8 protein-coding genes are annotated in these 12,218 nt (G+C 65.2%); 7 read left to right on the top strand and 1 reads right to left on the bottom strand.

The window, feature by feature from the left end; all coding sequences use genetic code 11:
- Positions 1-92: 92 nt before the first annotated feature.
- Positions 93-992: a DMT family transporter gene (locus ACN5AZ_RS16410; RefSeq protein ID WP_419429988.1), complete on the bottom strand. Its 900-nt coding sequence runs from the start codon at positions 990-992 to the stop codon at positions 93-95.
- 112 nt (positions 993-1,104) lie between these two features.
- Here ACN5AZ_RS16410 and ACN5AZ_RS16415 point away from each other — a divergent pair, with 112 nt between their 5' ends.
- The 7 genes from ACN5AZ_RS16415 to ACN5AZ_RS16445 all read left to right on the top strand — a co-directional run bounded on the left by ACN5AZ_RS16415 (position 1,105) and on the right by ACN5AZ_RS16445 (position 12,214).
- Positions 1,105-1,563 (top strand): Lrp/AsnC family transcriptional regulator, encoded by a 459-nt coding sequence (locus ACN5AZ_RS16415; protein WP_419429989.1) that lies wholly within the window; start codon positions 1,105-1,107, stop codon positions 1,561-1,563.
- A 248-nt stretch (positions 1,564-1,811) separates the two neighbouring features.
- Positions 1,812-3,989: a FepA family TonB-dependent siderophore receptor gene (locus ACN5AZ_RS16420; RefSeq protein WP_419429990.1), complete on the top strand. Its 2,178-nt coding sequence runs from the start codon at positions 1,812-1,814 to the stop codon at positions 3,987-3,989.
- A gap of 68 nt (positions 3,990-4,057) precedes the next feature.
- Entirely contained in the window at positions 4,058-4,969 is a 912-nt protein-coding gene (locus tag ACN5AZ_RS16425) for an alpha/beta hydrolase (protein ID WP_419429991.1), read from the top strand.
- Between the two features lie 138 nt (positions 4,970-5,107).
- Positions 5,108-6,487 carry a YncE family protein gene (locus ACN5AZ_RS16430; RefSeq protein ID WP_419429992.1) on the top strand — a complete coding sequence of 460 codons (1,380 nt, stop codon included), beginning with the start codon at positions 5,108-5,110 and terminating at the stop codon, positions 6,485-6,487.
- 59 nt (positions 6,488-6,546) lie between these two features.
- Positions 6,547-8,172 carry a (2,3-dihydroxybenzoyl)adenylate synthase gene (locus tag ACN5AZ_RS16435; RefSeq protein WP_419429993.1) on the top strand — a complete coding sequence of 542 codons (1,626 nt, stop codon included), beginning with the start codon at positions 6,547-6,549 and terminating at the stop codon, positions 8,170-8,172.
- A complete protein-coding gene (locus ACN5AZ_RS16440) occupies positions 8,169-8,396 on the top strand; it encodes a phosphopantetheine-binding protein (protein WP_419429994.1) in 228 nt (75 codons plus the stop codon). The genes ACN5AZ_RS16435 and ACN5AZ_RS16440 overlap by 4 nt, the downstream gene beginning before the upstream one ends.
- Entirely contained in the window at positions 8,393-12,214 is a 3,822-nt protein-coding gene (locus tag ACN5AZ_RS16445) for an amino acid adenylation domain-containing protein (protein WP_419429995.1), read from the top strand. Before ACN5AZ_RS16440 ends, ACN5AZ_RS16445 begins: the two co-directional genes overlap by 4 nt.
- Positions 12,215-12,218 lie beyond the last annotated feature (4 nt).

A 12,218-nucleotide genomic window follows, 5' to 3' on the forward strand; every position in this document is an offset into this window, starting at 1 on the left:
CTATGGCTTCTTTACGCAGTGTCAGGGGATTCCCGTCGCAGAATTTGTTCTTTTTCATGCGGAATTGATACACATCCGCGTGATCGCCGGAATTAGCCGCAGTTAAAGGCCGCCACCCCTGCGCCAATCAGCACGATGCCCGCCAATGTCACAAGGCTTAGCGGCTCGGACAGCAGGGGGATGGCCATGAGCGCCGCCAGCGCAGGTGCTGCGGCCCCCATGGTGGCACAGCGTTCTGCCCCCAGCCGCATGATCGCAAATCCGTAGGTGACACTGGCAATGACGCCCACGCCCAAGCCCTGCACCAGCACAAAGGGGAGCGCCTGTATCAGGCTGTACTGCCCCCAGTTTGTGGGCACCGTGCCGGTTGCGACGAGCCCCAGCATCAGCGCGCTCGACGGCAGGGCAATCACCAGCGCGCAGCCCACAGGGTCCAGCCCGGACACCCGCATGGCGATGGTATAGGCGGCCCAGAACAGGCTGGCACACAGCAGGGCCGCCGCCCCTTGCCACGGCAGCGCCTGCCCTTGGGCCACGATCAACAAAAGCGCGCCGCCGGTGATCACACAAAGCGCCAGCATGCCGCGCCGCGACGGGCTTGTGCCGGTCAGAAGCCGCATCAGGATGGCAACGCCGACCGGTGCCATGCCCGCAATCAGCGCCGCCACATGCGCCGCAGAGGTCAGCGCCCCGCCGGTCACCGCCAGCGCAAAGAAGGGGATGCCCGCGCCCACAGCGATCACCGCACAGCAGCGCCAACCGGCGCGTCGGATCATCTTCAGGCGCGCGGGCAGGAACGGCAGGAACACCAGACCGGGCACCAACGCGCGGGCCAGTGCCACATCGCCAAAGGCCAGCGGGCTGGCGGCGGTGGCGCGGGTGGTCAACGCGAAGGCTGCCCAGATCAGCACCGTCAGCGCCATGGCAGCTATGCCGATGAGGCGCGCGCCATCGGCGGGCCGGGAGAGGGGGATGTTGGTGTCTGCCTGCATGTCTGTGCCCTTGAGTTCTGTCGGGGCAATATGCGCCAAAGCGCCTGCGGACGGATTGCGTAATAGATCAAGCGGAGGGTATATTTTAGCAGAATATGCCAAAAGGTGCGCCATGGACGACAAAGACCGCCAAATCATCCGCGAGCTGCAGCGGGACGGGCGGCTGACCAACCAGCAACTGTCAGAGCGGGTGAACCTGTCGCCCTCTCCATGCTTGCGGCGAGTGCGCAATCTGGAAAAGGCCGGGGTGATCCGGGGCTACACCGCCCTTGTGGACGAGGCGGAAATGGGCCTGTCGATGACCGCCTTTGTGCGCATCACGCTGGAACGCCATACCGAGGAAGTGTCGCGCAATTTCGAAGAAAGCGTGCGCCATATCGAGGAAATTCAGGACTGTTACGTCATGGCGGGCGGGGCGGATTACCTGCTGCGCGTGCTGGTCGCGGACCTGCAGGCCTACGAGCGCTTCGTGCGGCAAAAACTGCATCGCATTACGTCGATCGCGTCGATTGACACGGGTTTTGCCTATGGGGTGGTCAAGCGCGCGACGGTGTTCCCGCGCGACCAGTAAGCGCAGATTTTATTTCCCGACAAAAAGAATTGGTCTTGCGATTCGGCAATGCGCATCTTATGCGAGCGACATAAATGTGCAGATCGCATGCAGTTTTCGCTCGTGAAAAATGCAGCGACGGACACCAAAAGCCAGCCAACGCCAGCTTTGCCAAATCATACAAAGGGACAGACATGGCAAATGCGGGGAAAAGGCTCGCCAACGGGACGGCGTTGGCATTGGCGTGGACACTTGGGGCTGCGCCGGCAATGGCACAGGAGGGCACCGATCTTGGCGTGCTGGTCCTGACCGCCGAGGAACAGATCAAACAGGCGCTCGGGGTGTCGACGATCACCGCCGAGGATCTGGAAAAACAGCCCGTCGTCAATGACATCGCCGAAGCCATCCGCAAGATGCCCGGCGTGAACCTGAGCGGCACCTCGCCGTCCGGGCAGCGCGGCAACCAGCGTCAGGTCGATATTCGCGGCATGGGGCCGGAAAACGTGCTGATCCTGATCGACGGCAAGCCCGTGCTGTCGCGCACGGCGGTCAAACAGGGCCGGTCGGGTGAACGTGACACGCGGGGCGACACCAACTGGGTGCCCGCCGAGATGGTCGAAAGCATCGAGGTCATCCGTGGCCCGGCGGCGGCGCGCTACGGCTCTGGCGCGGCGGGTGGTGTGGTCAACATCATCACCAAAGCGCCCGAAGACGACCTGCTGCAACTGTCGATGAAATTCGATTCCCCCGAAAGCGATCTGGAAGGGGCAACGCAGCGCTACAACCTGCTGTGGGCCAAACGCCTGAACGAGGATTTCGCCCTGCGCTTCTCGGGCAGCTACAACAAGACCGAAGCCGATGATCCGGACGTCAACGAGGCGACGGCCGAATGTACCACGGACAGCACCACCGGCGAGGAGACCTGCGGAACCGTCGCAGCAGGGTCCGAAGGTGTGATCAATCAGGATGCTGAACTGCGCCTGACATGGCAGCCGAACACCACAGACACGTTCGATCTTGATCTGGGGTATTCGCGGCAGGGCAACCTGTATGCGGGCGATGTTCTGTTGGGCGGGCAGCTTGGGGCCAGCGGCAACGAGCTGATCAACAACCTTGCCGATGATGGTGAAGAAACCAATTCGATGACCCGCAATACGGTCGCGCTGACCCATCGCGGGGATTACGGCTGGGGCGGCATCATGAGCTATCTGCAGTACGAACACACCTCCAACCGTCGCCTGACCGAAGGCGCAGCGGGCGGTGGCGAAGGCCGCATCAACGCAGACGATACCTTTGACGAGGCGGTGCTGGAAGCGGTCGCGGGCAAGACCGAGGTCTATCTTGACCATGCGTTTGGCCAGCGCCCGTCAAGCCTGACGCTTGGCGCCGAAGTGCGGTGGGAGCGTCTGGATCTGGAGGATTACAGCTCTTTCAGCACGATTACTTCGGACGACGGGTCGTATGATTCCGAAAGCGGCGATCCCGTCACCGAGCAGTTGAATGTCGGCCTTTATGTCGAGGACAACATCCAATGGACCGACCGACTGACGCTGACCCCGTCGGCGCGTCTGGATTGGGGTGACAGCTTTGGCTGGAACGCTTCGGGGGGCCTGAACGCGTCTTATGCGCTCAGTGACGCATGGACGATCAAGGGCGGCGTGGCGCGGGCGTTCAAATCGCCGACGCTGTACCAGACATCGGACACCTATGTGTATGTGACCAACGGCAACGGCTGTCCCTATCCCAACTACCGCGATGGACCCTGCTACGTTCTGGGCAATGACGATCTTGATCCAGAAACCTCGATCAACTCGGAAATCGGTGTGGCCTACAACGGGCTGAACGGCATCAATGCGACGCTGACTTACTTCCACAACGATTACCGCGACAAGATCCAGGCTGGCACGCAACAGATCGGGTCCGCAGTGGTCGACGGTGACGACGTGCGCATCTACGAATGGATGAATGTCTCTGAATCGCGGGTCGAAGGGCTGGAGGGCAGCTTTTCCGCGCCGCTGCGCGACAACCTGACCTTCCGCGCGAATGGCACCTATATGATCGCGTCCGAGCAAGAGCTGGAGCTGGATGGCGGGTCCAACGTCACTGTGCCGCTGTCGCTGGTCCCCAAATACACGATCAACGCATCGTTGGAATGGCAGGCCACGGATCGGCTGTCGATCATCCCGTCGCTGACCCATTACGGCAAGATCGAGGCCACGGAATACAGCGCCACGACCGGCTATGCCGTGGATGATGCCGATCTGGAGGACCGCGACTCCTACACGCTGTACAACCTGTCGATGTCCTATGAGTTCGACAACGGTCTGGATCTCAGCGCGGGTGTGACCAACCTGTTCGACAAGGACATCCTGCGGTCGGGCGATGGGGCCAACACCTATAACGAACCCGGTCGGGCCTATTACGTCGGTCTGACCAAGACGTTCTGATCCTGTGCGCCTCCCGCAGCGATGTTGCGGGGGCGCTGACACCCCATCACGACACAAAAGGCGCGGAGATGATCCGAATTGCAATCGCAGCCCTGTTTTTCCAGACCCTTGCGGTGGTGGCGCAGCCAGCGTCCGACCCTTTGGGGCCATCGGTGATCGACACCGGCTCTGATATTGTCATGACGCATGACTTTACCCTGCCGTCGCCGGATGCGGGGCCGGATTACCGCGTGGGTGTGCTGGTGCCGCGCGGGCCCGCGCCTGAGGCGGGCTTTCCTGTGGTTTACATGCTGGACGGTCAGGCGGTGCTGGAGCTTTTGGATGACGGCACGCTTGCCGGTTTGCCGGACACAAGCCCCGCCGTGATTGTCACGCTGGGCTATGACACCGACGCGCGTTTCGCCACGCTGGCGCGGACCCGCGATTACACCCCCCCGGCCGAGGATGGCCAGCCCGTGGTTGATCCGCGCGACAGGCCCGCGGGCGAGGCGGCGGCGTTCTTGCAGCGGTTGCGCGCTGACGTGCTGCCCCGTGTGGCGCAGATCGCGCCGGTTGATGCGGGGCGCAGCACGCTGTGGGGACATTCCTATGGCGGGTTGTTTGTGCTGTATGCGGCGATGCAGGCGGACAGCCCCTTTGCCCAGCATGTCTCGGCCAGCCCTTCGCTGTGGTGGGACTACGCCAAGTTTATGGCAAGGCTGGAGCGTGCCGCGCCCGATTTCCCCAATCGCCCGCTGGCCCTGCATCAGGGGGCAGAGGAACGCGCCCGCGCCAGCCGTCCGACCAATCCCAACGCGCAAAAGCTGGTGCAGATGCGGGCGGCGCTGTCTGAGACCGCGTTCGAGGATCTCGCCGCCAGTTTGGCGGGGGCCGGTGTGCCGGTGCGTGAAACGGTCTTTCCGGGGCTCAGCCATGGCGAAAGCTTTGGGGCCTCGGCCCTGCACACGCTCAACGCGGTGTTTGCGGGGCGCGCGCCCTAGGCGGCGCAGCTTTTGCGGGGTGGTCCGACCCTGCCCGCTGTGATGTGCAGCGCGACATCAGCCACGGCCCCAACGGGCCGCAGCCAAGGGCAAACAGATGATCGGGGCCATGTCCCCATTGCTTGAAAGAGGCTGAACATGACGAAGATGACACAGACGGGATGGCGGCTTGGCGTGGCGCTGGGTGCGCTGCTGGTGGCCACGGCGGCCAGCGCCGACCCCTTTGCCGCCACAGGCACGTTTGACGGGCGCATCGGGGCCTCCGGTCCGAACCGTGGCCCCATCGTGGCAGGTGGCGAGGCGGTGATTGCCGCCCGTGGTCTGGCTGCGGGTCAGCAGATTACCCTGCGCCAAGGGGGCGAGGCGCTGGAAGGCGCGCCCTTCACCGCGTCCGAGGACGGCACATTGGAAACGCGGATTGCCATTCCCGCCAGCGCCGCCCCGGGCGTTTATCCGGTGGTGGTCGAGGCGGCAGGCGATGCGCCTTTTGCCACAATCATGGATCTCAAAGTTTCCAAACAGGTCGAGCCGATGGGTCAGGACGCGTATGATTTTCAGGCGGTCGAGATCGTCCAGAACCCCTATCAGGTTGCCGTGGGCAAGGAGGCTATCTTTGTCACCGGGGCGGTGGGCCGTCCGCCGGTCAAAGTGTCCGAGCTGGCCAAGCTGGACCCCGCCACGCTGGAAATCGTCGCCCGCGTGACCCCGCCAGAGGCCCCGCAGAACGACACAGGCCGTGGCGGCGGTGTCTTTGCCGTCTACGGTGTCGGTCTGGCCGAGGACGCCGGTCAGGTCTGGGTGACCAACACCCGCCAGAACAGCGTGGCGGTCTATTCCGCTGACGATCTGTCGCTGATCAAACAGTTCCCCGTGGACACCGTGGGCCATCCGCGCGATGCGGTCTATGCCAACGGCAAGGTCTATGTGACCGCGACCTTCGAGCCGAAGGTGCATGTCTTTGACACCGAAACGCTTGAAGAGGTGGCCGTGATCGAGCTGGCCTCCAAACGGCGGGGCGAGGCCTTTGCCACCGCCAGCCTGTCGCTGGCACCCGAGGCGGGCAAGCTGTTCGTGTCCTCGCTGCGCTCCGAGGAAGTGGCGGTGATCGACATGGTCAGCGATACCCAGACGGGTGGTTTCGTGATCGACGGCTCTGACAACACCATCGGGCTGGCCGCGACAGCGGATGGCGCGCGGGTCTTTACCGTGGCGCAGGGCAATGACGCGGTGACCATCCTTGACGGCAATTCAGGCGAGGTGATCCGTCAGGTCAACATCGGGGCAAACCCGCTGAACGCGGTGGTCGAGCCGACCACGGGCAATGTCTATGTCGCGCTGCGCAACGGCAATGCGGTGGTGGTGATGTCGCCCGAGGGCGAGGTTCTGGCCAATCTGCCGGTGGGGTCCTTGCCGAACCATTTGGCAGCCGACGGTCAGGGGCAGGTCTATGTGGTCAACAAATCCGCCGGTCAGGATGACCCGTCGGCCAACCGTCTGACCCGCATCACCGCGAAATAAACCGATATGGACCCGCGCGGGACACAACTGCGCGCGGGTCTTGACTGCCGAGGACACCCATGACCCGACCGCAACAGATCTGGCCTGCCGCGTTTGCAGACCGCTACAAGGCGCGCGGATATTGGCGGGGCGAGACCTTCGCCGCCATGCTGCGCGACAGGGCGCAGGCCCACCCCGACCGCGAAGCCATCATCGGCGGGGATATCCGTTGGAGCTATGGTGAGTTGAACGCCCGCGCCCACCGCTTTGGCGCGGGGTTGCTGGCGCTTGGGCTGCGCCCCGGCGATCGGGTGCTGATCCAGATGGGCAATGTGCCCGCCTTTTTCGAAGCTGTGTTCGGCGCCTTTGCCGCAGGGCTTTTGCCGGTCTACGCGCTGCCCGCCCATCGCCGCACAGAGGTGGCGCATCTGGCACAGCAGGCGCAGGCCCGCGCCATCATCACCCAAGACCGGATCGACCGTTTCGATCACGGGGCCATGGCGCTGGCGGTGCAGGCGGATCTGCCCGATCTGGCCCATGTTATCGTGCAAGGTGCGGCCCCCGATGGTGCGATTGCCATGGCGGAAGTTGTGGGCGACCCCGCCGCATTGCCCGCCGATCCCGACCCGCAATCGGTGGCCTTTTGCCAGATTTCCGGCGGCTCCACCGGTTTGCCGAAACTGATCCCGCGCACCCATGACGATTACATCTACAGCCTGCGCTGCAGCAACGCGGTCTGCAATGTCACGGCGGACACGGTGTTTATGGCGACCCTGCCGGTGGCGCATAACTTTACCATGTCCTCGCCGGGCTGTTTTGGCGCGCTGTATGCGGGGGGGCGGGTTGTTTTATGTCCCGCGCCGATGCCGCATGTGGCCTTTCCGTTGATCCGGCAGGAGGGGGTGACCCTCACCGGATTGGTGCCGCCGCTGGCGTTGCTTTGGCTGGAGGCAGCGGAACAGAGCCCGCCGGATCTGCCCAGCTTGCAGACCCTGCAAGTGGGGGGCGCCAAGTTTCTGGCCGAGAGCGCGCGCCGCGTCGGTCCCGTGCTGGGGGTGCGGCTGCAACAGGTCTTTGGCATGGCCGAAGGTCTGGTCAACTACACCCGCCTCGATGATCCCGACGATCTGGTGTGTGGCACGCAAGGACGTCCCATGTCCCCCGATGACGAGCTGCGCGTGGTCGATGACGCGGGTCAGCCTGTGCCGGACGGCACGCCCGGGCATCTGGAAACCCGTGGCCCCTATACCATCCGCGCCTATCACGGGGATGCGCAGGCCAATGCCCGCAGTTTCACGCAGGACGGGTTCTACCGCACCGGCGATATCGTGGTGCGCCTGCCGTCGGGCCATCTGGTGGTGCAGGGGCGCGCCAGTGACCAGATCAACCGCAGTGGCGAGAAGATCTCCGCCGAGGAGGTGGAGGATCTGTTGATCGGCCATCCGGATGTCTTTGACGCGGTGGTGGTGTCGGTGCCCGACAAACATCTGGGAGAGCGGGCCTGCGCCTTTATCCAGCCACGCGGCACTGCACCGACCGTTGCATCGGTGCGCAAATACCTGCGCGGGCGCGAGGTCGCGGCCTTCAAGATCCCCGATGACATCCGCTTTGTGGACGCATTTGCCACCACGGCGGTGGGCAAGATCAGCCGCCGCCAATTGCGCGATGCCCTGCGCGCGGACCTGATGCAAGAGGACAGATCATGACCCTGACACTGGACAAGATGCGCGCCGATCTGGCGGAGGCTTTGGACATGACCCCCGCAGAGGTGCCGATGGACGAACACCTTGGCGATCTGGGGTTGGACAGCATCGCGCTGATGCGGATCTTGCTGAAGTGGGAGGCGCTTCGACCCGATCTGCCGCAGGCGGAGATGTATGAATGCGAGACGCTGCAAGACTTTGCCGAAGCGGCAGGGGTGGCGTCGTGACAGGCTGGAAGCCGCTGACACAGGCGCAGGCGGGGATCTGGTACGCGCAGGCCCGCGCGCCCGCTGACCCCAGTCTTGTGACGGGGCAGGCGTTGCACATCCATGGCCCGCTGGACCATCGCGCGCTCGCCCGTGCAATCGCCACGCTTGGGGCGGAGGCAGAGGCGCTTACGCTGGTGTTCCGCGACACGGCGGACGGGCCGCAGCAACGCATCACGGGGCAGGATTTGGCCCTGAGCGTGGTAGATATGGCGGGGGCGTCCGACGCAGAGATCGCGCACGCCTTGGCCGCAGATGCCCGCCGCGCGATGGATCTGGAACAGGGGCCGGTGGCGGAATTTGCCCTGTGGTGCCTGTCGCCCGCCCATCACATCCTTGTCGAGCGGGTGCATCACATCGCCGCCGACGGGCATGCCATGGCGCAGCTTACGCAGCGGATTGCGGCGCTGTACAATGGCGCGACGGACCAGCCCCTGGCCCCGTTTGAACGCAGCCTGATGGACGAGGCACGCTTTGTCGGATCGGCGGGTCAGGCACGGCAGGCAGACCACTGGCACGCGCGGCTGCGTGACCTGCCGCAGGTCGAACCGATGGCGCGATCCGGTGCGGCAGACGGCACAGGCCACTGGTTCCACCGCGCCGAGGCCACCTTGCCCGCACAAACCGCCCAAGAACTGGCCGCACTGGCACAGCAAACCGGCACCCATTGGAGCGATGTGCTGACCGCGCTGACCGGCGCCTATGTGGGGCGGCATCTGCCGTCTGTGGCCATGGGCGAGGCGTCGGATGTGGTGCTGGGCATTCCGTTGCAAAACCGCATGGGGCGGGTGGCGCGCGTGGTGTCGACGCAGGTGAATGTCCTGCCTTTGCATCTGCAGATCGACGAGGACAGGCCCCTGACCGATTGGCTGACACAGGTGGGCGGGCAACTGGCCGAGATGCGGGGCCATGCGCGTTACCGTGGCGAGGCGCTGGCCCGCGAGACCGGGCGCATCGGGGCCGGGCGCAGATTGTGGGGGCCGCTGGTCAATATCCTGCCTTTTGATGCCTGCCCGCAGATCAACGGCTGCGACACGCGGTTGCAGATCCTCGGGGCGGGATCGGTGGAGGATGTGACCTTTTGCTATCGTGGCGATCCCGAACGCGGTCTGCTGCTACAGGTGGACGGCAATGACGCGCTGTATACGCAGGCGGAAACGGACCGGCATGTGGCGCGGTTGCGTGAATTCCTGACGCGGGCCGTGATGTCTGACCGGCTGGCGGGGGTTGCCACGTTGACCGCGGCCGAGGCTGATCGCGCGCAGGCAGGCAATCCGCATCCGGTGTCTGAGACAACCTTGGCGGCCCTGATCGAACGCCAGATGCAGGCCAGCCCTACGGCTGTGGCGCTGCAATTCGGGGACCAGACGCTCAGCTATGCCGAGCTGGACGCGCGCAGCGCGCGGCTGGCACGGGGACTGGTGGGGCGCGGCATATCCACCGGCGCCCGCGTGGCAGTGGCGTTGCCGCGATCCATCGATCTGCTGGTGGCGCTGGTGGGCGTTCTGCGCGCGGGCGCGGCCTATGTCCCGTTGGATCCTGATGACGGGTCAGACCGTCGGGCAGCGATGCTGGACCGTGCGGCGCCTGCGCTGATCCTTGCGGGCGCGGGCTTTGGGCCAGCATCGGTTCCGGTGATGCAGGTGGCGGATCTGGACGGGGAGGCGCCCTTGCCGGATATCACCCCCGACGATGCCGCTTACACGCTGTTTACCTCCGGCTCGACCGGACAGCCCAAAGGCGTTGTGATTGACCACCGCGCCATTGTGAACCGGCTGTTGTGGATGCGCGAGGCCTATGGCTTTGGCCCGCAGGACCGGATTTTGCAAAAGACGCCCGCCACCTTTGATGTGTCGGTCTGGGAGTTCTTCTTGCCGCTGATGTCAGGCGCGCGGCTGGTCATCGCACCGCCTCAGGCGCACCGCGATCCGGTCTGGCTGGCGCGGATCGTGCGCGAGACAGGCATCACGGCGATGCATTTTGTCCCCTCCATGCTGGAGCTGTTTCTGGCCGCACCGGACAGCGACGGGTTGTCCATCCCACGTGTCTTTGCCAGCGGAGAGGCGCTGCCGCAGCGGTTGGCGGATCTGTTCTATGCCCGCATCGACGGTGTGTTGCACAACCTCTATGGCCCGACCGAGGCGGCGGTTGATGTGACCGCGTGGCAGGCGGTGGCGGGGGCAAAGGGCAGCAGCGTGCCCATCGGCAGCCCCGTGTGGAACACCGGCTGCACGGTGCTGGACGCGCGCGGGCGTCTTGCCCCCGAGGATCTGCCCGCGCGGCTGTATCTGTCTGGGCGGCAACTGGCGCGCGGCTATCTGGGCCAGCCTGTTCTGACAGCAGAGCGGTTCCCCGTGGACCCGCTGGGGCAGGCAGGTCGGGTCTATGACACCGGCGATCTGGTCACCCGCGATGCCTGCGGGGTGCTGCGCTTTGTCGGGCGGGCGGACGGGCAGGTCAAAATTCGCGGCGTGCGGATTGAGCTGGCCGAGATCGAGGCCGCCTGTCTGGCCGACGGTCTGGCGCAGCAGGCCGTGGTTTTGATGCAAAAGGATGCGACCGGCGCGGCGCAACTGGTGGCCTATCTGGTGACGGACACGCCCGAGCATGACATTCGCGCAGCATTGGCGCAGCGGCTGCCGGCCTCTATGCAGCCCGCGCATATCCTGCGGCTGGATGCGCTGCCGCTGACCCCCAGCGGCAAACTGGATCGCAAGGCGCTGCCCGTGCCGGAGCAGACCGCGCAGACCGGCCAGACCCCGCCAGAGGGGGCGACGGAGCAGGCGCTGGCCGAGCTGTACCGCGCGGTTCTGGGACTGGACGCCCCCATGGCGGAGACGGATTTCTTTCTCGCCGGGGGGGACAGTCTGGGGGCGGTGCGCCTTGGGCTGGCCATCGAACGCCGCTTTGGCCGCAACCCCGGGATCGGCGCAATCCTGCAACGACCGGTGCTGCGCGATCTGGCCCGTTGGCTGGACCAATCGGGGCAGGCCGCGCCCGATCTGGGGCTGGGGCCGGTGTTGCATCTGAACCGCGCCGAGGGGGTGCCGCTGTTTGTGGTGCATCCGGCAGGGGGGCTTGGCTGGTGTTATCGCAGTCTGGCGCAGGCCATGGACCGGCCGGTGGTCGCGCTGCAATCGCCGCTTCTGGACCCGCAGGCCGCACAGCCCGACAGCCTGTCCGCACTGGCACGGCACTACGTCGACCAGATTGAGGCGCTGCACCCCGAGGGGGGCTTTGCCTTGCTGGGCTGGTCGCTGGGGGGGATCATCGCCCATGCCATGACCGCCGAGGCGGAACATAGGGGGCACCATGTCACGGGGCTGACATTGCTGGACAGCTACCCGTCCGCGGTCTGGCGGGCGGAGCCTGAACCGGACGAGACCGCCGCGCTGACCGCTTTGCTGGCGATTGCGGGGATCGATCCGCTGGATCACCCGCAGCTGACCACGCGGCCCGCCATCATGGGATTTCTGGCGCAACAGGGGCACCCGCTGGGCCTGCTGCCTGAGGCGGTGCAGGAAGGTGTCGTGCGCTCGGTGCAATCGACCAACGCGCTGGTGCGTGGTCATCTCGAACGCGCGATCACCACGTCCTTGGTGCATGTCACGGCGCTGCAGGATCAGATCGGCAGCCCGCGCAGCGCGGCCTTGTGGAAGCCGTTCACCAGCGCGGTGCACCCCATCACGCTGGACTGTCGCCACCATGATCTGATCCAGCCGGACATCCTGCGCCACTACCTGCCGCATATCGCGGGGCACAGTGTTCAAACGGCCTAGGCCC

The sequence above is a fragment of the Sagittula sp. SSi028 genome, from assembly GCF_048553715.1.
In the GTDB taxonomy this organism is placed as follows: Bacteria; Pseudomonadota; Alphaproteobacteria; order Rhodobacterales; family Rhodobacteraceae; genus Sagittula.

Bases quoted from the DNA above. Each gene is read 5' to 3' on its own strand.
- ACN5AZ_RS16410 (WP_419429988.1), bottom strand. From the start codon at position 992: ATGCAGGCAGACACCAACATCCCCCTCTCCCGGCCCGCCGATGGCGCG.
- ACN5AZ_RS16415 (WP_419429989.1), top strand. From the start codon at position 1,105: ATGGACGACAAAGACCGCCAAATCATCCGCGAGCTGCAGCGGGACGGG.
- ACN5AZ_RS16420 (WP_419429990.1), top strand. From the start codon at position 1,812: ATGGCACAGGAGGGCACCGATCTTGGCGTGCTGGTCCTGACCGCCGAG.
- ACN5AZ_RS16425 (WP_419429991.1), top strand. From the start codon at position 4,058: ATGATCCGAATTGCAATCGCAGCCCTGTTTTTCCAGACCCTTGCGGTG.
- ACN5AZ_RS16430 (WP_419429992.1), top strand. From the start codon at position 5,108: ATGACGAAGATGACACAGACGGGATGGCGGCTTGGCGTGGCGCTGGGT.
- ACN5AZ_RS16435 (WP_419429993.1), top strand. From the start codon at position 6,547: ATGACCCGACCGCAACAGATCTGGCCTGCCGCGTTTGCAGACCGCTAC.
- ACN5AZ_RS16440 (WP_419429994.1), top strand. From the start codon at position 8,169: ATGACCCTGACACTGGACAAGATGCGCGCCGATCTGGCGGAGGCTTTG.